The organism is uncultured Microbacterium sp. (genome assembly GCF_963524805.1).
Taxonomy (GTDB): domain Bacteria; phylum Actinomycetota; class Actinomycetes; order Actinomycetales; family Microbacteriaceae; genus Microbacterium.
In genome coordinates this window covers 627,802-646,312 of sequence record NZ_CAURGG010000001.1, presented here as the reverse complement: position 1 = coordinate 646,312, position 18,511 = coordinate 627,802, and the positions used below count along the sequence as shown (strand labels likewise).

Annotated in this window: 22 protein-coding genes; 10 read left to right on the top strand and 12 right to left on the bottom strand. The window is 70.7% G+C overall.

The window, feature by feature from the left end; genetic code table 11:
- Window positions 1-87: 87 nt before the first annotated feature.
- From trpD to RWQ91_RS03170, 3 genes are read left to right on the top strand one after another with little or no spacing between them, the layout of a single operon-like run.
- Window positions 88-1,146 carry an anthranilate phosphoribosyltransferase gene (gene trpD, locus RWQ91_RS03180; protein WP_314502574.1) on the top strand — a complete coding sequence of 353 codons (1,059 nt, stop codon included), beginning with the start codon at window positions 88-90 and terminating at the stop codon, window positions 1,144-1,146.
- A gap of 30 nt (window positions 1,147-1,176) precedes the next feature.
- Window positions 1,177-2,172 carry a PHP domain-containing protein gene (locus RWQ91_RS03175; RefSeq protein WP_314502573.1) on the top strand — a complete coding sequence of 332 codons (996 nt, stop codon included), beginning with the start codon at window positions 1,177-1,179 and terminating at the stop codon, window positions 2,170-2,172.
- Complete coding sequence (locus RWQ91_RS03170; RefSeq protein ID WP_314502572.1) at window positions 2,151-3,446, top strand: MFS transporter; 1,296 nt, start codon at window positions 2,151-2,153, stop codon at window positions 3,444-3,446. The genes RWQ91_RS03175 and RWQ91_RS03170 overlap by 22 nt, the downstream gene beginning before the upstream one ends.
- 55 nt (window positions 3,447-3,501) lie before the next feature.
- On the opposite strand, the gene RWQ91_RS03165 is transcribed toward RWQ91_RS03170, so the two are convergent.
- From RWQ91_RS03165 to RWQ91_RS03140, 6 genes are all read right to left on the bottom strand, one after another.
- Window positions 3,502-3,834 (bottom strand): hypothetical protein, encoded by a 333-nt coding sequence (locus tag RWQ91_RS03165; protein ID WP_314502571.1) that lies wholly within the window; start codon window positions 3,832-3,834, stop codon window positions 3,502-3,504.
- Between the two features lie 139 nt (window positions 3,835-3,973).
- Window positions 3,974-4,636, bottom strand: a complete 663-nt coding sequence (locus RWQ91_RS03160; protein ID WP_314502570.1) for a response regulator transcription factor — start codon at window positions 4,634-4,636, stop codon at window positions 3,974-3,976.
- Entirely contained in the window at window positions 4,633-5,808 is a 1,176-nt protein-coding gene (locus tag RWQ91_RS03155) for a sensor histidine kinase (protein ID WP_314502569.1), read from the bottom strand. The genes RWQ91_RS03160 and RWQ91_RS03155 overlap by 4 nt, the downstream gene beginning before the upstream one ends.
- 88 nt (window positions 5,809-5,896) lie before the next feature.
- A complete protein-coding gene (locus RWQ91_RS03150) occupies window positions 5,897-6,829 on the bottom strand; it encodes a 5'-3' exonuclease (RefSeq protein WP_314502568.1) in 933 nt (310 codons plus the stop codon).
- Between the two features lie 124 nt (window positions 6,830-6,953).
- Window positions 6,954-7,733 carry a hypothetical protein gene (locus tag RWQ91_RS03145; RefSeq protein WP_314502567.1) on the bottom strand — a complete coding sequence of 260 codons (780 nt, stop codon included), beginning with the start codon at window positions 7,731-7,733 and terminating at the stop codon, window positions 6,954-6,956.
- Window positions 7,724-8,263 carry a hypothetical protein gene (locus RWQ91_RS03140; protein ID WP_314502566.1) on the bottom strand — a complete coding sequence of 180 codons (540 nt, stop codon included), beginning with the start codon at window positions 8,261-8,263 and terminating at the stop codon, window positions 7,724-7,726. The genes RWQ91_RS03145 and RWQ91_RS03140 overlap by 10 nt, the downstream gene beginning before the upstream one ends.
- Before the next feature lie 94 nt (window positions 8,264-8,357).
- Between RWQ91_RS03140 and RWQ91_RS03135 the strand changes: the two genes are divergently transcribed.
- On the top strand, window positions 8,358-8,726 hold the full coding sequence (locus RWQ91_RS03135) for a hypothetical protein (RefSeq protein ID WP_314502565.1): 369 nt from the start codon (window positions 8,358-8,360) through the stop codon (window positions 8,724-8,726).
- A gap of 10 nt (window positions 8,727-8,736) precedes the next feature.
- Here RWQ91_RS03135 and RWQ91_RS03130 read toward each other — a convergent pair whose 3' ends face one another.
- Window positions 8,737-9,780: an FUSC family protein gene (locus RWQ91_RS03130; protein WP_314502564.1), complete on the bottom strand. Its 1,044-nt coding sequence runs from the start codon at window positions 9,778-9,780 to the stop codon at window positions 8,737-8,739.
- A gap of 64 nt (window positions 9,781-9,844) precedes the next feature.
- Between RWQ91_RS03130 and RWQ91_RS03125 the strand changes: the two genes are divergently transcribed.
- Window positions 9,845-10,621 (top strand): isocitrate lyase/phosphoenolpyruvate mutase family protein, encoded by a 777-nt coding sequence (locus tag RWQ91_RS03125; RefSeq protein ID WP_314502563.1) that lies wholly within the window; start codon window positions 9,845-9,847, stop codon window positions 10,619-10,621.
- 36 nt (window positions 10,622-10,657) lie between these two features.
- Here the strand turns inward: RWQ91_RS03125 and RWQ91_RS03120 are convergent, their stop codons facing one another.
- Together RWQ91_RS03120 and RWQ91_RS03115 are read right to left on the bottom strand one after the other, a co-directional pair.
- Complete coding sequence (locus tag RWQ91_RS03120) at window positions 10,658-10,825, bottom strand: methionine/alanine import family NSS transporter small subunit (protein ID WP_314502562.1); 168 nt, start codon at window positions 10,823-10,825, stop codon at window positions 10,658-10,660.
- Window positions 10,822-12,423, bottom strand: a complete 1,602-nt coding sequence (locus tag RWQ91_RS03115; RefSeq protein WP_399545757.1) for a sodium-dependent transporter — start codon at window positions 12,421-12,423, stop codon at window positions 10,822-10,824. Before RWQ91_RS03115 ends, RWQ91_RS03120 begins: the two co-directional genes overlap by 4 nt.
- 123 nt (window positions 12,424-12,546) lie before the next feature.
- On the opposite strand from RWQ91_RS03115, the gene RWQ91_RS03110 reads away from it, so the two are divergent.
- From RWQ91_RS03110 to RWQ91_RS03100, 3 genes are read left to right on the top strand one after another with little or no spacing between them, the layout of a single operon-like run.
- Window positions 12,547-13,641, top strand: coding sequence for an NAD(P)-binding domain-containing protein (locus RWQ91_RS03110; protein WP_314502561.1), 1,095 nt, complete (start codon window positions 12,547-12,549; stop codon window positions 13,639-13,641).
- Window positions 13,638-14,081, top strand: coding sequence for a YchJ family metal-binding protein (locus tag RWQ91_RS03105; protein WP_314502560.1), 444 nt, complete (start codon window positions 13,638-13,640; stop codon window positions 14,079-14,081). Before RWQ91_RS03110 ends, RWQ91_RS03105 begins: the two co-directional genes overlap by 4 nt.
- Window positions 14,082-14,090: 9 nt before the next feature.
- Window positions 14,091-14,588, top strand: a complete 498-nt coding sequence (locus tag RWQ91_RS03100) for a DUF427 domain-containing protein (protein ID WP_314502559.1) — start codon at window positions 14,091-14,093, stop codon at window positions 14,586-14,588.
- 3 nt (window positions 14,589-14,591) lie between these two features.
- Here the strand turns inward: RWQ91_RS03100 and RWQ91_RS03095 are convergent, their stop codons facing one another.
- Window positions 14,592-15,332, bottom strand: a complete 741-nt coding sequence (locus RWQ91_RS03095) for an LON peptidase substrate-binding domain-containing protein (RefSeq protein ID WP_314502558.1) — start codon at window positions 15,330-15,332, stop codon at window positions 14,592-14,594.
- Window positions 15,333-15,482: 150 nt separating this feature from the next.
- Between RWQ91_RS03095 and RWQ91_RS03090 the strand changes: the two genes are divergently transcribed.
- Window positions 15,483-16,163: a response regulator transcription factor gene (locus RWQ91_RS03090; RefSeq protein ID WP_314502557.1), complete on the top strand. Its 681-nt coding sequence runs from the start codon at window positions 15,483-15,485 to the stop codon at window positions 16,161-16,163.
- A 22-nt stretch (window positions 16,164-16,185) separates the two neighbouring features.
- Window positions 16,186-17,160, top strand: a complete 975-nt coding sequence (locus RWQ91_RS03085; RefSeq protein WP_314502556.1) for a HAMP domain-containing sensor histidine kinase — start codon at window positions 16,186-16,188, stop codon at window positions 17,158-17,160.
- A 2-nt stretch (window positions 17,161-17,162) separates the two neighbouring features.
- Here RWQ91_RS03085 and RWQ91_RS03080 read toward each other — a convergent pair whose 3' ends face one another.
- A complete protein-coding gene (locus RWQ91_RS03080) occupies window positions 17,163-17,972 on the bottom strand; it encodes an FAD:protein FMN transferase (RefSeq protein WP_314502555.1) in 810 nt (269 codons plus the stop codon).
- Complete coding sequence (locus RWQ91_RS03075) at window positions 17,972-18,508, bottom strand: FMN-binding protein (protein ID WP_314502554.1); 537 nt, start codon at window positions 18,506-18,508, stop codon at window positions 17,972-17,974. The genes RWQ91_RS03080 and RWQ91_RS03075 overlap by 1 nt, the downstream gene beginning before the upstream one ends.
- Window positions 18,509-18,511 lie beyond the last annotated feature (3 nt).

The window sequence follows — 18,511 nt, the reverse complement described above, 5'->3', positions numbered from 1 at the left end:
CGGGCGCGTGAAGATCCCATCCGGGCGTGCGTATTTGTCTCGACGGCGAACTATCGGCCGATGGCGGCCCGACTAGGCTTCTGCGTTATGGCGGAGCTGTATACGTGGCCGGGAATCCTCACCACCCTGCTGGGCGATCAGGACCTCAGCGTCTCGGAGTCCACATGGGCCATGCGCCGCATCATGTCGGGGTCGGCGACGCCTTCCCAGTTGGGCGCATTCCTGGTCGCGCTGCGGGCCAAAGGCGAGACCGTCGACGAGATCGTGGGCTTCCGAGACGCGATCCTGGAGGCGGCGCTGCCGCTGCCGGTGGACCCGAACGTCCTGGACATCGTCGGCACCGGGGGCGACCGCTTCGGCACCGTGAACATCTCGACGATGGCGGCCGTCGTCGCCGCGGCATCCGGAATCCCCGTCGTCAAGCACGGCAACAAGGCGGCCAGTTCGGCCTCGGGATCTTCGGATGTGCTCTCGGCCCTCGGCGTCGACCTCGCGATCACCCCGGAGCAGGTCGCCGAGACGCTCGATCGCGCGGGCATCACCTTCGCATTCGCCTCCGCGTTCCACCCGGGCTTCCGGCATGCGGGGCCGACGCGGGCCGAGCTGGGGGTGCCGACGGTCTTCAACTTCCTCGGTCCGCTGTGCAACCCCGCACGCGCGGAGGCCAATGCGGTCGGGGTCGCGCAGCTGGACCGCGTGCCGCTCATCACCGGGGTGTTCCGCACCCGCGGCGCGACCGCGCTCGTGTTCCGCGGCGACGACGGTCTCGACGAGCTCACCACGACCGGGCACAGCCGCCTGTGGGAGGTCAGCCGCGGCGATGTCCACGAGCACGACCTGGATCCCCGTGACCTCGGCATCCGGCTCGCCGAGATCGATGATCTGCTCGGCGGCGACCCGGCGCACAACGCGCAGATCGTGCACCGCGTGCTCGAGGGCGAGCAGGGCCCGGTGCGCGATATCGTGCTGCTGAACGCGGCGGCCGGCATCGTCGCCTTCCGGCTGTCGCAGGACGCCGCGCAGGTGCAGCGGCCGATCCTCGAGCGTCTGGCCGAAGCCAAGGACGACGCGGCGGCCGCGATCGACCAGGGCGCCGCCGCGCAGAAGCTCGGCGCGTGGGTCGAGACGACCCGCTCGTTCGCCTGACGCCTGAGGACCCGAGGGAGGAGTGCGACGATGCATCCGCATGACGCTCTGACCGAGATCGCGACCCTGCTCGAGCGCGAGCGCTCGTCGCGGTACAAATCCAAGGCGTTCCGCACGGCGGCGGACGCGATCGCGGGGCTGACCGACGAGCAGCTTCAGGATGCCGCGACGCTGCGCCGCCGCAAGGGCATCGGCGATTCGACCTTCGCGGTGATCCAGGAGGCGCTGCAGGGCGGCGAGCCCGCATACCTGGTCGATCTGCGCGCCCGGGCCGGCGTGGAGCGGTCATCGAGCCTGCGCGCCCTGCTGCGCGGCGACCTGCACAGCCACAGCGAATGGTCGGACGGCCTCACCTCGATCGACCTCATGGTGGACGCGGCGCGGGCGCTCGGTCACGAGTACCTCGCCCTCACCGACCATTCGCCGCGCCTGCGCGTCGCCAACGGCCTGTCGCCCGAGCGCCTGCGTGCGCAGCTCGAGATCGTGGCGGGAATGAGCGGGGACGGCTTCACCCTGCTCTCGGGCATCGAGGTGGACATCCTCGAGGAGGGCGGCCTGGACCAGGAGCCCGCCCTTCTGGACGAACTCGACATCGTGGTCGCGTCCGCCCACTCCAAACTGCGGATGGAGCGGGCGCCGATGACCCGTCGCCTCGTGCGCGCCGTCTCGAGCGGCCGGGTGGACGTGCTCGGGCATGTCACCGGGCGGCTCGTGGAGGGATCGCGGGGCACGCGGCCCCCCTCGGCCATCGACGCGAAAGCCGTGTTCGCGGCGTGCGCCGAGCACGGCGTCGCCGTCGAGATCAATTCGCGACCCGAGCGCCAGGACCCGCCCGACGAGCTCATCGCCATCGCCCTCGCTGCCGGGTGCCTGTTCTCGATCGACTCGGACGCGCATGCCCCCGGACAGCTGTCGCTGCTGGATTACGGCGCCGAACGCGCGGAGCGCGCCGGGGTGCCGGCCGAGCGGATCGTCACGACCTGGCCGCTGGCGAGGCTGCGGGAGTGGACCGGTCGGAAGCGGTGACCCCGATCCCTCCGCGAGCCCCGGCTCGCGGCATCCCGTGGTTCGTCATCGTCGGCGTGCTGGTGGCAGCCCTCAGCATGCGCGGCCCGATCGTCGCTCCGACACCGGTGCTGCGCGACATCGAAGCGGATTACGGCATCGGATCGGCGACGGCCGGACTGCTCACGACCGCACCGGTGCTCATGTTCGCCCTGATGACTCCGCTCGCCGCCCTGCTCATCCGCCGGGCGGGGGCGGAGCTGGCCCTCCTGCTGTCGCTGAGCGGCGTTCTGCTCGGGACCTTCATCCGCGCCGTCCCGGGATTCGGATGGATGCTCACCGGGATGTTCGTGATCGGCGCGGCCGTCACGATCGGCAACGTCGTGATCCCCGTGATCATCCGGCGCGACGTGCCCTCGGCGCGGGTGGGCCTCGTGACGGCGGCCTACGTGGCGACGCTGAACGCCGGTTCCCTGCTCACCTCGCTGCTCACCGTGCCGCTCGCGTCGCGGATCGGCTGGCCGGCGGCGCTGCTCACCTGGTCGGTGCTCACGGTCGCCGGGATCGTGCTCTGGTCCGCTCACCTGCGCCGCGCGCGTCGGAAGGGCGATCGGTGGGGCGAGCGGTACTCCGGCGGTGAGCCGACGGGGACCGCCGGCGTGCGCGAGATCGACCCGGCGACCATCACGGGCCCGCTGCCGGTCGTGGCGCGCGGGGGCAGGGAGCGCTCGATCGCCCGGCGCCCGGTCACCTGGCTGCTGCTGATCGCCTTCGCGATCCAGTGCGGCATCTACTACGGGCTTTCGACGTGGCTGCCCACGATCACGGCCGATGAGCTGGGACTGGATCCCTCTGCGGCCGGCGCGCTCGCCTCGCTGTTCCAGGGAGCGGGCATCGCCGGTGCGTTCCTCGTCCCGCTGCTGGCGCGCTTCACGCCGGCGATCGTGCCGACGCTGACGATCTGCATCTCGTGGATCATCCTCACGGTCGGCATGCTGGTCGCACCCGAGCTGACCTGGCTCTGGCTCACGATCGGCGCCATCGGGCACGCCGGAGGGTTCGTCGTGATCTTCACCACGCTGGTGACGGTCTCGCGCACCGACGGGGAGGCGGCGGGGATGTCGGCGCTCGTCCAGGGCGGCGGCTACGCGATCGGCGCGCTCGGCGCTCCGCTGATCGGAGGGCTGCACGAGCTGACCGGAGGGTGGTCCGCGGCCCTCGCGCTGCTCGTCGGGCTCACGATCATCTACAGCGCGGGCCTGCTGGGGGCCGGGGTCGCCGCTCGCCGCCGGTGAAGCGCGCCGGCGAGCCGCCCGCGCGTGCGGACGGCTCGCCGCCACTGCTGACGGATCAGCTCGCGGCCGCCGCGTTCGCACGCAGCACTTCGAGGCGGGCGCGGTACTCGACCTCGTCGATGTCCCCCTTCGCGAAGCGCTCGGCCAGAGTCACCTCGGCCTGTCGCGACGGGTTCAGCCGCCCCTGCGGGCCGTAGCCGTTCTCCATCGCGCCGCGACGCCAGCGACGCCCGAAGATGCCGAACAAGAGGGCGAACAGCAGGATCCAGAACAGCGGGATCAGCAGGAACCACCAGCCGAAGCCGGGCCAGCCGCCGACGAAGTGAGCGCCGTTCAGGTGGGCTCCGATGGTGTGGCCCGCAGCGAGGGTCGCAAGGGTCGTGGACATGATTTTCCTCTCGGTCGTGATCCGCGGCGCCGAGCGGCGCCGGAACCGATACCTCGAGTCAACGGGGCAGGCGGCATCCGCGCGTCCGGCCGGGGGAGCGAATGCGGATGCTCCCGGGGGAGTACCGCGAACGGGACAGCTACTGCCAGCCGCGGGCCACGAGGCCGGTCTCGTACGCGGTGACGACCAGCTGCACGCGATCGCGGGCGTGCAGCTTCTGCATGATGCGCGAGACATGGGTCTTCGCCGTGAGCGGGGAGACGAACAGCCGTTGGGCGATCTCGTCGTTCGTGAGACCCTGACCGACCAGGCGCAGCACCTCGGTCTCGCGCTCCGTCAGGCCTTCCAGTCGCCGGGGGTCGGCGGCATCCCTCATGCCGATCGCGGCGCGTTCGAGGAGGCGCCGCGTGATGCCCGGCGAGAGGAGCGCATCGCCGCCGGCCACCACGCGGACGGCGCGGATGAGTTCGACCGGCTCGGTGTCCTTCACCAGGAAACCGCTCGCACCGGCGCGGATCGCGCGCGCGACGTACTCGTCCAGTTCGAACGTGGTCACGATCACGACGCGCACACCGCCGAGGGTCGGGTCGGCCGCGATCTGCTCGGTCGTCCACAGGCCGTCGCCGTCCGGCATCCGGATGTCGAGCAGGGCGACATCCACCGCCGTCCGCCGGATCTCCCGCAGCAGCTGCTCCCCGCCGGACGCCTCGACGACAACCCGGATGTCGGGTTCCGAATCGAGCAGGGCGCGGAAACCGGCCCGCACGAGCTGGTGGTCATCGGCGAGGGCGACGCGGATCACGAGGCACCTGCCCACGGGAGTCGCGCCGTGACGGCCGTGCCGAGGCGATCACCCGGAAAGATCGTCAGCACACCGCCCGCGAGTTCGGCTCGCTCGCGCATGCCGCGGATGCCGGCGCCTTCGCTGCCGCCCGGTACGAGACCCGTGCCGTCGTCCTCCACCGTGACGACGAGCTCATCACCCTGATCACCGCGCCGCTCGAGCGTGATCGTGGCCGTCGACGCGCCCGAATGACGGACGATGTTGGTCAGCGCCTCCTGTGCGATCCGGTAGGCCGTGGTCTGGACGGCGCTCGCGGGGAAATCCCCCTGCAGCCGGTCGTCGAGCGTCACGGCCAGGCCCAGGCCGGTGCGCTGCGTCGCGAGCGCTTTCAGGTCCGCGAGCTGGGGCTGGGGCGTGAGGGGCGCGGTGCGGGGCGACGCCTCATCGCCGCGCAGGAACGACAGCACGCCGCGGACCTCATCCAGGCCGGTCGCGCTGAGGGCGCGGATGTTCGCGAGAGCCTCGCGGGCGCGCTCGGGCTCCCGGTCGAACAGGTGCAGCCCCACGCCCGATTGCACCGCGATCTGGCTGAGCGAGTGTGCCAGCACGTCGTGCAGTTCGCGCGCGATGCGGGTGCGCTCGTCCTGCTCGGCCGTCCGGCGGCGCTCCTGCAGGCGCGCGCGGAACTCTGCGCCGCGATCGAGCCGACGCCGGATCGCCTCGCCGATCGCGAAGCATGCGGCCAGGCCGATCGTCGTGGCGACGATCCGGAACGGGTGCACTCTCGCGTCGACGAAGCCCAGCGCGGCGAGCGCGATCAGCCATGCCGTGCCGACCGAGACGAGCGCCCAGAGACGCGCGCCGCGCACGACCGCCCCGATGATGGCGAACGCGAGGGCGATGAAGGGCGGGGACGCATCGGGGGGCACGAACAGGTCGGCCAGGGTCAGCGCTGCCACGACCGCGACCGTCGGTCCGGGAAAGCGGCGCGCCGCGAGCAGGGCCAGAGCGGATGCGGCAGCCAGGGCCGTGCTGGCGGCGGCGAAGCGGAGCGGCACGTGCAGCCAGACGGAGAGGCCGATCGTCGCCGTCACCTGAACGAGGAACGCGACCGCCACCGGCAGGAGGAGGGTGAGCGCGGGGGACGGCCGGAATCGCGGCCCGGAATCGTCCCAGCGCTGATCCGGCATGCGCTCGATCGTACGCCCGGGAATCTGAGCGATTCGTCTGCCCGGGGAAGGCGTGCCGTACTCCCCGGGGAGTACTTCCGGCGTCCGCTCAGCGGGCCTGGGCGGAGTCCCACGCGTCGAGGATGCGTGTCATCGCGGTGCCGAGCCCCCACTGGTCGGCCAGAGCCGCGGCATCCCGTCGTCCGTCCGCGCTGACGGGACGCAGGAGCGAGTCGACGTCCTCCAAGGGGAGGTCCTTCACGACCTCGACGACCGTGGGCGCGACGGCGAGATAGGGGAGCGATGTCAGGATCTTGCTCTGGATGCCGGCCGACATGCCCTGGCCGGCCTCGGCGGCCGCGATGATGCCCGCCAGGTCGCCGTGCGCGGCGAGCAGGGTGGCCGCGGTCTTCTCGCCGACGCCGGCCACACCGGGCAGTCCGTCGGAGGCGTCGCCGCGCATCGTGGCGTAGTCGGCGTACTGGGTCGGAAGCACGCCGTACTTGCCGACGACAGTCGCGTCGGTGACGATCTCGAGGTTGCTCATGCCGCGGGCGGTGTAGATCACGCGGACCTCGCGCGAGTCATCGACCAGCTGGAAGAGATCGCGATCGCCGGTGACGATGTCCACCGGCATCGTGGCCGTGGTCGCAAGAGTGCCGATGACATCGTCGGCCTCGTGCTCGGCGGCGCCGACGATCGGGATGCCGAGGGCTGCGAGCGTCTGCCGGATGAGCGGCACTTGCACCTGGAGCGGATCGGGGACGACTTCGACATCGGGTCCGACGGCGGTGACCTGGGCGACTCGGTGGGTCTTGTACGTCGGGATGAGGTCGACGCGCCACTGCGGTCGCCAGTCGTCGTCCCAGCAGGCGATCAGGTGCGTGGGCTCGTAGGTCGTGACCAGCCGGGTGATGATGTCGAGGAAGCCGCGCACCGCGTTCACCGGCATGCCGTTCGGCGCCTTCACCGTGTCGGGCACGCCGTAGAACGCGCGGAAGTACAGCGAGGCGCTGTCGAGCAGCATGAGGCGGTCGGTCACGGGCTCATCCTGCCACGGCGGTGTGCGTCTGCCGAGATGAGGAGACCGGCCGAAGGTCGGAGGCTCGGGCGCGAAAAGTCCTCCCTCCGGCCGGTTTCCTGCGCTCGTGGGAGAGACGGAATGGTCAGCAGCCGGGGGCGCCGGGGTTCTCGAGGCACGTCTTGTCGACCAGGGCGGTGCGCGCCTCCACGACCTGGACGTCGTAACCCCCGGTCGACGCCGTGACGAATCCGGTGACGGGGCGCCACGTGCCGGATCCGAAGTCGACGGAGGCCGCGTACTGCACGGTCACACTGACCGGATACATGCCGCGCTCGCGGTAGGCATGGCTCGTCGCGGTCGGAGTGAACTGCGCCTGGCCGAGGGAGGACCAGCTCGCCCCGCCCGTCGCGGAGCGGGCCGTCGACCCGTCGCCGTAGTCGAACACGAAGCCCGCCGGCACGAATCGCACCGTCACGTCCCAGCCGAGGAGGGGGCCCGTGAGGTACTGCTCGGATGCCGCGGCCACGACGTTGGTCGGAGCTCCGACGATCCCGAACCCGGCCGGTTCGCCGGTGAGCGATGGGCGGGTGGGGCGGAAGGATGCCAGGTCGGCCGCCGTGACATCGGGCGGCATGATGACGAGGTACCCGCCGCAGCGCTCGGGCATGATGCAGTCGTTCTCGGGCGCCGCAGGCTCGGTGGGCGTGAACTCGCCGGGCTGCCAGTTCTCGCCGCTCGAGGGCGGGCCTGGATTGCCGATGCTGGCTCCGATGTCGACCTGCTCGCCGGAGTTCGAGACGGAGCACTCACTCTGCCACCCGGTGAAATCGCAATTGTCTGCTGCAGCGGCTGGTTGGGCGACCAGAATCGACGTTCCGGCGGCTAGTGCGGCCGCAATAGGGAGGAGGTGTTTCAAGCGCATGAAGGCTCGCCTTCGCGGCCGGCAAACTCGCTGATGATCCATCTCGTGTCCGTAACGTTGGAATCGGTCATCGTGACGAGCATGCTCTGCACGTCGGGGCGGTCTTCGCTGACGACCGACTCACCGATTTCGTTCGTCAAAGTGACCCGTGAGACGTCGAGGCAAACAGCGACCTGTATCTCAGAGTCCTCACCAGCGCCCCACACTCGCGGCCGGACAATTGTTGGCACGCTCTCGCCAGAGACTGACAATCTGTCGGCATGCATTTCGCTGAACGACCTACGCGCCTCGGCGTTCGCATCACCCGTTGTCCAGGCGTAGACCGCCTCGAACGTCTCCGGATCGCTCAGATCGACCTGGTTCAGCGCGTCGACGTAGGCCCGGTACGTCTCCTCCGCGGCAGCGAACGCTTCGGTTTCGGTGGCGAAAGCACCGCTCGACGGCGACGGCGCGGGCTCGGGCTGGCACGCGGTCGCCGTGCCCAGCACCACCGCGACGGCGAGTGCGGCGGCGACGACCCGGAAAACCATCCGCCCACGGTAGCCGCGATCGGCGCGGCAGCCCCGGACTTATCCACACCCCGCGGTGCTGTCGGGCGGCGCACGGCGCTGTCATACTGACCGCGTGAAGGTCTCGAAACTGATCGGCGTCGCGGCGGTGCTCTCGCTCGCGGTCGGCCTGAGCGCGTGCGCGCAGAGCAGCACCCCGGTGATCGCGCCGGTGACCATGTCCGCCGGCGACCTCGAGGGCGAGATCGTCGAACTCGTCGTCGGGCAGGTGCTCAACATCAACACCGGCGATCTGGCGGTCGACAGCTACAGCGGGAAGGTCGCCGATGCCGGCGTCGCCGAATTCGTCAAGGGCTACGAAGAGGGTGGCGCGACCTTCAATCCCGGTGTCAAGGCGCTGGCCGAGGGCAGGACCGAAGTGGTGCTCTCCAACTCCGACGGAGGCATCGAGGACGTGACCTTCACGGTCGAGGTCGGCAAGTAGCGCACGTCCGCTAGGCCGCCGACTCCCGCAGCGACTCGTGGATGCGGCGGAGGTCCTCGAGCATCGAGCCGATGAGCACCCAGTGATTGCGCGACGGGGCCCGCACGGCGAGCGGTGCGGTGAGCGCCGCCGGTTCGTCAGACCCCGGCGGAACGACGCCGGCCGCGGCATCCATCCTCCGCGCATCCAGCCGGACGTCGTGAGCCGCCCTGCGCAGCTGCTCCGCGATCGCCAGCACGGTCGGCTCGTCGGCGAGCGTCGTGTCGTAGTGGTCGCAGAAGGCGCGCGTCATGCCGACGGTCTGGGTCACGATCGGCCCGAGGCGCTCCAGCAGCGCACCGGTCGCGGCCAGCTCTTCACGATGGCGGCGGCCCCGCGGGTTGAGTGACAGCGACTCCGCGCCGACATCGATCGCCCGCTCTGCCGCATCCCGCATGGGCTTCATCAAACGCGCCTCGACGAGCAGGCCGTTCAGATCCCCCGGTGATTGCGGCGCCTCGAGCGCGCGGGCGAGGCGCTCGAGGGAATCCGCCACCTCGTCGGCGAGCGCCAGCACGGCATCGTGAGCGGGCGCAACCGCGACGGGCGGGACGAGCGCGAGATTGATCAGGATGCCGATCACCGCTCCGATAAGCGTCTCGAGCACCCGGTCCAGCGCGTAGGACGGCGTCGCCGTTCCCAGCGCGAGCACGAGCAGTGCGCTGATCGCGACCTGGTTCGCGGTGCCGGCGGTCATCTTCAGAGCCCACGCGACCAGAAGCGCCACAACGGTCGCCAGCAGGATCACCCACGTGCCGCCGCCGAAGGCGATGCCCAGGAGCGAGGCGATCACCACGCCGGCGATCACACCGACGCTGCGCTCGACCGCCTTGGTCAGCGACTGGTTCAGGCTCGGCTGAACGACCAGCAGCGCCGCGATGGCGGCGAACACGGGCGGCGGACCGGGGATCAGGGCACCGGCGATCAGCCAGGCGGCAGCGGTGGCGATGGCGGACTTGGCGACCTGCAGGATCGGACTTCGCTGGTTTGCTCGGATGCCGGCGGTCAGCTTCATGCGACGAGCGTAGGCCTGCTCGCGGGCGGACCCTCGCGTGGAGAAGTGAGGCTAGCGTGGAACGATGACCACTCAGCAGGACAAAGCCCAGACCCTTGCCGCACTGCACGCGAGACCGGAGATCCTCCGCGTCGTCAACGTGTGGGATGTGACATCCGCCAAAGCCGTGGCGGCGTTGCCGCAGACCCGGGCGCTCGCGACGGCGGGCCACTCGATCGCCGCCACATTCGGCTACGCGGACGGCGAGAAGATCCCTCTCGAGCTCATGCTCGACATGGTGAGCCGCATCGTTTCGGCCACCGACCTGCCGGTGTCGGCGGACCTGGACTCCGGGTTCGGAAACCCGGGTGAGACGGCACGGCGTGCGATCGCGGCGGGAGTGGTCGGCGCGAACATGGAGGACCGCCTGCGTTCGCTCGATGAGTCCGTCGCGGCGGTGAAGGCCGTGATCGCGGCGGGTGAGGCGGAAGGCGTGCCGTTCGTGCTCAACGCGCGCACCGACGCCTTCGTCCGCGCCGGCGACCGCCCGCTCGCCGAGTCGATCGCCGACGCGATCACGCGGGGCCGCGCCTACCTCGATGCCGGCGCCGACCTGGTCTTCGTTCCCGGCATCCTGAACGCGGAAGTCACGCAGCAGCTCGTGGAGGGCATCGGGCACCGCAAGATCAGCGTGATCGGGCTGCCCGGCGCGCTGCGGGCCGCGGAGTACGAGGCGCTCGGCGTCGCCCGCATCTCGTACGGCCCGATGACGCAGCGGGTCGCGCTCACGGCGCTGCAGGACGTCGCGGGCGACCTGTACGCCGACGGGGTGATTCCGGCGACCACGCGCGCCCTGAACTGAGCGCGTCAGCCCGCATCGTTCACAGGACCGGGGCCATCAGGTGTCGCGGATGACCGGCGCGTCGTCTTCGCGGTGGTCATCGATGTCGCCTGACGGATACGTCGTGCGCTCGGGCCGGCTGCGCAGGTAGAGCGTGCTCGCGACCAGACCGCCCCAGACGACGGTGATCGCGAGGATCAGGAACGCGATCGCGATCGGGGTCATGACGACACCTCCGATCGATCCGACGCGCTCGCCGTGGCCGAGGCCTCCGGCGGGAAGGGCGGCCACGAGGTGAAGTCGTCCGGCGATCGGCGCCAGCGCATCAGCGGCAGCACGATCGCGACCACCACGATGAACGCGATCGTGCCCCATCCGATCGCCAGCAGGTACCAGCCGGGCATGTCGGCGTATCCCTCGACGATGAGCACGATGATCCGCTGGATGAGCATGTAGCCGAGGACGATGGGGGCGAGCACCCCCACGAGCAGGACCCAGACGCGGCCGACCTGGAAGGTCGAGACGGCGTTCAAGTGGTAGCGCAGCTCCGGGCCGCGGCGCAGCACCCAGATCACCAGGACGGTCGCCAGCACGGCTGAGGCGACGATTCCGATGTTGTTGGCCCACTGATCGGCGACATCGAGCGCGAGCAGGCCGGTGGTCGTCGAGAACAGCAGCACCGACAGCACAGCCGAGACCACCCCGACCCCGAGGGCCGCAGCGCGCGGGGTCAGCCCGAACTTCTCCTGCACCGCGGCCGACACGACCTGCAGCACCGAGATGAGCGAGGTGAAACCCGCCATCGTCAGCGACCCGAAGAACAGCATGCCGAAGATCGCCCCGCCCGGCATCTGCGAGACGATCGCGGGGAAGGTGATGAACGACAGCCCGACTCCGGTCAGCCCTTCCAGCTCCGAGACCTCGATGCCCTGCTGGAAGGCGAAGAAGCCCAGCGTGGCGAAGACGCCGATGCCCGCCAGGATCTCGAAGGACGAGTTCGCGAACGCCACGACCAGGCCGGGTCCGGTCAGGTTCGAGCGCCGCCGCCGGTACGACGCGTACGTGATCATGATCCCGAACGCGATGGAGAGCGAGAAGAAGATCTGGCTGTACGCGGCGATCCACACGTTCGGGTCGCCCAGGGCCGCCCAATCGGGAGTGAACAGCGCATTGAGCCCTTCTGCGGCGCCGTCGAGGAACAGCGCGCGCACCACCAGGATCAGGAATGCGACGACCAGCAGCGGCAGGAAGATGACGTTGACCCGCTGCAGGCCCCTGGCCACGCCCAGGGCGAGCACCACGATCGCGGCCAGCCAGACGAGCGCCAGAGGGATGAGCACCCCGGGCACGAATTCGAGACTGAAGCCGGGATCGCCGGTCTGCAGGTAATCGCCGACGAGGAACGCGGCGGGATCATCGCCCCAGCGCAGGTCGAACGAGAACACGAAGTAGCTCAGAGCCCAGGCGATGACCGCGGTGTAGTAGAGGCCGATGACGAACGCGATCGCCACCTGGAACCAGCCGAGCCCTTCCATCCACCGCCTGCCCCCGCTCAGCCGGCGGAACGCGGTGGGCGCTGAGCCGCGGAAGCGGTGGCCGATCGCGTAATCGAGGAAGAGGATCGGGATGCCGGCTGTGATGAGCGCGACGAGATAGGGGATGAGGAATGCGCCCCCGCCGTTCTCATAGGCGACGCCGGGAAAGCGCCAGATGTTGCCGAGCCCGACCGCAGAGCCGATCGCCGCGAGGATGAAACCGACCTGACCGGTCCACTCCTCGCGGGGCTGAGTTGCTGCCGGGGGTGTGCTCTTCACGTCTGTCACGGTGCTCTCCTCGTGTGCGGCCGCGCCATCGCGGCCCCCGTCGGTACGCGGCACGCTACCAGCCCGGCCCGGAACGCGCATTCCGGGGGAATCCCCGCCCGCCGGCCGCGGTTGGATGGTGACGTGGAGCACGCACCGGTCGACGTCGTCGTGATCGGCGCGGGGCAGGCCGGGCTCTCGGCCGCGTATCACCTGCGGCGACGCGGCTTTGTGCCCGTCGACCGGGGCGGAGCGCAGGCCGACACCTTCGTCGTCCTCGATGCCAACTCGGCGTCCGGAGGCGCCTGGCAGCATCGCTGGTCGTCCCTCAGGATGGCGACGGTGAACGGAATCCACGAGCTGCCGGGCTACCCGGTCCCGGCCGCGGACCCGGGGGAGTCCAGCCGCGATGTGCTGCCGCCCTACTTTCGTGCCTATGAGGACGAATTCGATCTGGCGGTGCGGCGCCCGGTGCGCGTCACCGCGGTTCGCCGCGCCGACGATGATCCGCACGGCCGTCTGCTCGTCGATACGGATGCCGGCGGGTGGGCTGCGCGCTCGGTCATCAACGCCACCGGCACGTGGACCCGGCCGTTCTGGCCGCACTATCCCGGGCAGGAGCGGTTCGGTGGGCGGCAGCTGCACGTGGCCGACTACGTGTCGGCCGACGAGTTCGCAGGTCAGCGCGTGGTCGTCGTCGGCGCCGGCATCTCCGCCGTCCAGCTGCTGGATGAGATCGCGCACGTGGCGGAGACCTTCTGGGTGACGCGCCGGGAGCCGGACTGGTCGGATGAGGCGTTCGACATCCCGGCGCGCGTCGCCGCGATCGCGGGGGTGGAGGATCGGGTGCGGCGAGGGCTGCCGCCCGGCAGCGTCATCTCGGTGACGGGGATGCACTGGACGCCCTGGGCGCGGGACGCGCAGGCGCGCGGCGTGCTGGTCCGGCATCCCATGTTCACCTCGATCGAGGAGGACGGCGTCCGCATGCCGGACGGGTCGTTGGTCGCGGCGGACGTGATCCTCTGGGCGACCGGTTTCCGGCCCGCGCTCGACCACCTGGCACCCCTTCGCCTGCGCACGCCGGAGGGCGGCATCCGCGTTGCGGACGGACGCGCCCTCGACCAGCCGCGCCTCTTCCTGATCGGCTACGGCCCGTCGCAGTCCACCGTCGGAGCCAACAGGGCGGGCCGGGCGGCTGTGCGCGCGATCGTCGCCGAGCGCGCCGAGGCCGCCGCATGAGCTTCGGCAGCGCCGCTTCGCGACGCCCGCGGCGGCTGGACGACTCAGCGCCGTGCCCGTGCGGGAGCGGAGACGCGTTCGGGGGATGCTGCGGCTCGGTGATCGCCGGCGCCGATGCGCCGACGGCCGAGCGTCTCATGCGTTCCCGCTACACCGCGTTCTGGCTCGGCGACGCCGGGCACCTGACGCGCACCTGGCACCCTCGAACGCGTCCCGACGACATCGACGTCGATCCCGAAGTCCGCTGGACGCGTCTGGAGATCGTGGATGCCGCGGGCGGGGGTCAGGAGGATGCGACGGGTGTCGTGGAGTTCCGCGCCGGGTGGGCGCAGCGATCCGGAGGCACCGAGGGAGAGCTGCACGAGCGCAGTCGCTTCGCACGGGTGCGCGGCCGCTGGTTCTACCTCGACGCCGACCCTCGGCCGCGCGAACGGCCGTAGCGTGAAGGGATGGCACATCCCGCTCCCCATCCCGTCGCTCCCGGTCAGGAATCGGTCTGGGACTATCCGCGCCCTCCGCGCATCGAAGCCGTCGACCGTCGCGTGACGATCGAGTTCGGCGGGCAGCGGATCGTCGACACGACGGACGTCGTGCGGGTGCTCGAGACCAGTCACCCACCGGTCTACTACGTGCCGATGTCCGCGTTCGCCGAGGGCGCGCTCGTCCCGGCGCGGGGGTCGTCCTTCTGCGAATTCAAGGGCTCCGCGCGCTACTTCGACGTGATCGGCGGCGCGGGCACCGCGCCGGGCGCCGCGTGGAACTACCCCACCCCGTCGCCCGGCTACGGCCTGCTCGCCGACCGGGTCGCCGTTTACGCCGGGAGGATGGACCGCTGCACGGTGGACGGCGAAGAGGTCGCCCCGCAGCCCGGCGGGTTCTACGGCGGCTGGGTGACCTCCGACATCGCGGGACCCTTCAAGGGCGAGCCCGGAACGATGGGCTGGTAGCACTCAGGCCGCCGGCGGCCGTCCATCCGGTCCGACATCCGGTTCCGCCTGGTCGTCGGTGCCTTCGCCGCCGGGCTCGTTCTCGGCGGCATCCTGTTCCAGCAGATTGACCAGCGCCTCGTCGAACGCCGCGTCGTCCGCGGTGGCCGTCAGGACGGGCTCGGCGCCCAGAGTCAGGTCGATCAGCTCCCGCAGCAGACCGCCCGCGGTCGTCGAGCGCAGCAGCCGCAACTGGTCGAGCTGCCCGAGGGGAGCGATGGCGGCGAGCTGCCAGCTGGATTCGAGCGGGTCATCGGACAGCTCGATGTTCGGATCCCACTGCACTTCGGAGTATTCTGCCGCGCGCGACAGCACCCGCCGCACGATGCGCTCCGCCTCGTTGCGCAGCGGCGTCAGGGCGTCATCCCACACGAGCGTCGGCAGTTCCCGCACGGTCGCCGTGGGGTACGGCTCGTCGTCTCGCCAATGACTCACCTCGACCCGCGAGCCTCCGACGGCGATCAGGTGGATGTCGCGCTCTCCGGCCATGACGTTGGTGATCCGCGCCATCGTGCCGATGTCGAAGCGCTGGTCGCCGCCGCCGGCTTCGCTGCCCCGCTCGATCAGGACCACGCCGAACTGCGGGTCTTCGTCGTCGAGCAGCCGGCCGAGCATGACCAGGTAGCGCTCTTCGAAGATCCGCAGCGCCAGGGGCGTGTGGGGGAAGAGCACCGAGCCGAGAGGGAACATCGCGACGTCCGCCATCACTCCAGTCAACCAGCCATCGCGGCGGTGGGCGCCGGAAATGTCGAGCGCGATAGCCGATCGTGTCTCAGGCGGCGCATCAGGACCGGTCCTAGGCTCTCCCCAGAGCGTCGCGCCGAAGCGGCGGCGCCGGGTCGGAAGGGGGCGCGTGTGTCGCAGATCGGCCCCGGCGAGCGCGGGGCGCTGCTCTACGTCGAAGACGACCCGGACATCGCCGCCATGACGGTCGAAGTCCTCTCGGACGCGTACGAAGTCACCCACGCCGCGACCGGCGAAGACGGGCTGCGCCTCGCCCTGAACGGCAGGTTCGACGTCATGGTCGTGGACCGACGGCTGCCCGGCATGGACGGAGTGGCTTTCATCCGGGCCGTGCGAACGGCTCGCATCACGACGCCGGTGCTGATGCTGACCGCCCTCGGCTCGGTCGAGGATCGCGTGTCGGGTCTGGACAGCGGAGCGAACGACTACCTGATCAAGCCGTTCGACTACGACGAGCTGCTCGCTCGGCTGCGCGCTCTGCGGCGGGCTTTCCACGCCGACGGAGATCGACGTCCGCTCGGCGAGTGGACGTTCACACCGGCCTCGCAGGCTCTGTACGACCCGACCGGGTACCGGATCGCCCTGACGGCGACCGAGAGTGCGCTGCTCGAGCTGCTGAGCGGCAGCCCCGAGCATGTCTTCAGCCGCGAGGAGATCCTCGCCTCGGTGTTCCGCGACGGCGAGACGACCAGCTCCGTCGACACCTACGTGCACTACATCCGCCGCAAGTCGACGCGCGACATGATCGAGACCGTCAGGGCCCGCGGCTACCGGGCGGGCAGGCCCTCATGAGCGCAGCGGTGAGGGCGGGCCGGTGAGCGAGCAGGACGACCGCCGCCGGGTGCAGCGCGCCGCGCTGTCGATCGGCGTGTACGTCGGCGTCGCATCTGCGGTCGTCATCGCCGGCGGCGTCGCCGTGCTGCTTGCGGTGATCCTCCTCAATCGCCGGCCGGAGCGTGCTGAGCATCTGGGCCTTCCGGAGCACGCCGGGTCCGACGATGACTTCGTGATCGACGCCGACAAGATCCTGCCGTGGGTGGTGGTGCTCGGCGTGCTCGGCGTGCTCCTGCTCGCGCTGGTCGCGTGGCTGGGTGCACGCCGCTCGGTGCGCCCGCTCGCTGAGGCGCTCCGCCTGCAGCGCAACTTCGTCGCCGACGCCTCGCATGAGCTGCGCACTCCGCTGACCACACTGTCGAGCCGCATCCAACTGCTGCAGCGTCGGCACGATCGCGGTGAGCCGGTCGCGCAGACGATCCTCGACCTGCGCGGCGACGCCGCGATGATGACCGATGTGCTGAACGACCTGCTGCTGGCGGCCGAGGGCGGCGAGGTGGCCGGGGGACCGGCATCCGTCCTCGACGCCGTCACCTCCGCCGCCGAGTCCCTGCGCCCGCTCGCCGATGAGGCAGGAGTGGCCCTGGTGGTCAGCTCCCGAGAGCCGGCGACCGTAGCCCTGCCGCCCGTCACGCTGGTGCGCCTGGTGATCGCCCTGGTCGACAACGCCGTGCAGCATTCGCCGGCGGGATCGGCGGTCACCGTGACCACGACCGTGGAGGACGGCGCAGCCGCGATCCGCGTCGCCGACCTCGGGGGCGGTATCCGAGGGATCGCCCCCGACGCCGTCTTCGAGCGCTTCGCCCGCTCGGCCGAGAGCGGGCGGCGGCGCAGCTTCGGACTCGGGCTCTCGCTCGTGCGCGATGTGGCGGTGCGCGCGGGCGGCAGCGTCGCGGTCGAGAGCACCTCGGATGCCGGTACGACCTTCGTCCTGCGCCTGCCCCTCGCGGGCTGAGCTCAGATCAGGACGCCGGCCGGCACGACATCCACGCCGGTGCCCTCCAGCCAGCGGGTGACCCGGCCGTCGTCCGCGACGAGGATGCCGGTGCGCGTACCGGCGTGCTGCACCCACGACCGGTCCTCGAATCCGGCGACGACGGCCGCGGTGGCCCAGAGGTCCGCGCGCGCGAGGCTGTCGTCCACGACCGAGGCGCTGAGGACCCCTCGCGCGGCCTCGCCGGTGCGCGGGTCGATGATGTGAGCCCCCCGCTCTGCCGTCCCCGAGGTCGCCACTGCGCCGTTGCGCACGTCGAGCGTCGCGATGATCCGCCCTGCCTTCTGAGGGTCGGCGATCCCCACCGACCAGCACCAGTCGGCGCCGGGCGCCGTGAACAGCTGCATGTCGCCGCCGGCGTTGATTCCCACCGCCGAGACGTCGATGAGCAGGGGTGCGAGGTGCCGGCGGGCGGCGCTCTCGACCGCCCAGCCTTTCACGTAGCCGGTCGGGTCGAACCAGCCCTGCCAGGTCGCCGAGAAGAGCCCGCCGGTCTCCACGGCGGCAGCCCGGCACGCCGCCTCCACGTCCGCCACCCAGGGGTGGGCCTCGGCGACGTCCCGCTTTCCGAGGGCGATGCGCCGGATGTCGGAATCCCCGCGATAGGTCGAGAAGACGCGGTCCACCTCCCGGAGTTCGGCGAAGCAGTCCTCGATCGCCTGAGCGGTCGCGGTGCCCAGGCTGCCGGTCTCGCTCAGGACGTGGATGCTGATCGGCATCCCCATGATCTCCTGGACCCGCACCGAGCGGTGCAGACCCGACCGCGCGCTCATCACGCGTTCGCCTGGTCGATCGCACTCTGCAGCGAGGAGATGTAGCCCTGGCTCGTGTAGGTCGCGCCCGAGACCATGTCGATCTGGGAGCTCTGCGTCTGGGTCGTCTCGGAGACCAGGATCGGCAGTGCACGCTGATTGATCTGCTGGTCGCGGCGGTCGCTGTTCGGGTAGTCGAGAACCTGCACGCCGGCGATGGCGCCGCCGGACACGGTGATCTGCACCTGGACGGGACCGTAGCGCGTGTTCGCCGCCCCGCCGGTATACGTGCCGTCCGTCATGCCCGATGCCGTCGTGGCGGTCGTGCCCGACGAGCCGGAGCCGGCGGAGCTGCCCGCGGACCCCTCGGCGGATTCGTCATCGCCGGAGGATTCCGACGACTCGTCGTCGCTCGTCGACGGCACAGCCGCGGTGCCGGTGGATGCCGCAGGATCGGTCGTCGCGATGGGCGGCACCGCGTCCAGCGACGTGCGGTAGCTGAAGATGAGCACGAGGCCGCTGATCGTAGCGAGGACGGTGTAGATGATCTTCTTCATGGT

Excerpts from the sequence above, each read along its gene's own strand:
- RWQ91_RS03130 (WP_314502564.1), bottom strand. The coding sequence starts at position 9,780 with ATGAAGCTGACCGCCGGCATCCGAGCAAACCAGCGAAGTCCGATCCTG.
- RWQ91_RS03095 (WP_314502558.1), bottom strand. The coding sequence starts at position 15,332 with ATGGCGGACGTCGCGATGTTCCCTCTCGGCTCGGTGCTCTTCCCCCAC.
- RWQ91_RS03125 (WP_314502563.1), top strand. The coding sequence starts at position 9,845 with ATGACCACTCAGCAGGACAAAGCCCAGACCCTTGCCGCACTGCACGCG.
- RWQ91_RS03075 (WP_314502554.1), bottom strand. The coding sequence starts at position 18,508 with ATGAAGAAGATCATCTACACCGTCCTCGCTACGATCAGCGGCCTCGTG.
- RWQ91_RS03105 (WP_314502560.1), top strand. The coding sequence starts at position 13,638 with ATGAGCTTCGGCAGCGCCGCTTCGCGACGCCCGCGGCGGCTGGACGAC.
- RWQ91_RS03120 (WP_314502562.1), bottom strand. The coding sequence starts at position 10,825 with ATGACCCCGATCGCGATCGCGTTCCTGATCCTCGCGATCACCGTCGTC.
- RWQ91_RS03165 (WP_314502571.1), bottom strand. The coding sequence starts at position 3,834 with ATGTCCACGACCCTTGCGACCCTCGCTGCGGGCCACACCATCGGAGCC.
- RWQ91_RS03145 (WP_314502567.1), bottom strand. The coding sequence starts at position 7,733 with ATGCGCTTGAAACACCTCCTCCCTATTGCGGCCGCACTAGCCGCCGGA.
- trpD (WP_314502574.1), top strand. The coding sequence starts at position 88 with ATGGCGGAGCTGTATACGTGGCCGGGAATCCTCACCACCCTGCTGGGC.
- RWQ91_RS03140 (WP_314502566.1), bottom strand. The coding sequence starts at position 8,263 with ATGGTTTTCCGGGTCGTCGCCGCCGCACTCGCCGTCGCGGTGGTGCTG.
- RWQ91_RS03100 (WP_314502559.1), top strand. The coding sequence starts at position 14,091 with ATGGCACATCCCGCTCCCCATCCCGTCGCTCCCGGTCAGGAATCGGTC.
- RWQ91_RS03175 (WP_314502573.1), top strand. The coding sequence starts at position 1,177 with ATGCATCCGCATGACGCTCTGACCGAGATCGCGACCCTGCTCGAGCGC.
- RWQ91_RS03155 (WP_314502569.1), bottom strand. The coding sequence starts at position 5,808 with ATGCCGGATCAGCGCTGGGACGATTCCGGGCCGCGATTCCGGCCGTCC.
- RWQ91_RS03080 (WP_314502555.1), bottom strand. The coding sequence starts at position 17,972 with ATGAGCGCGCGGTCGGGTCTGCACCGCTCGGTGCGGGTCCAGGAGATC.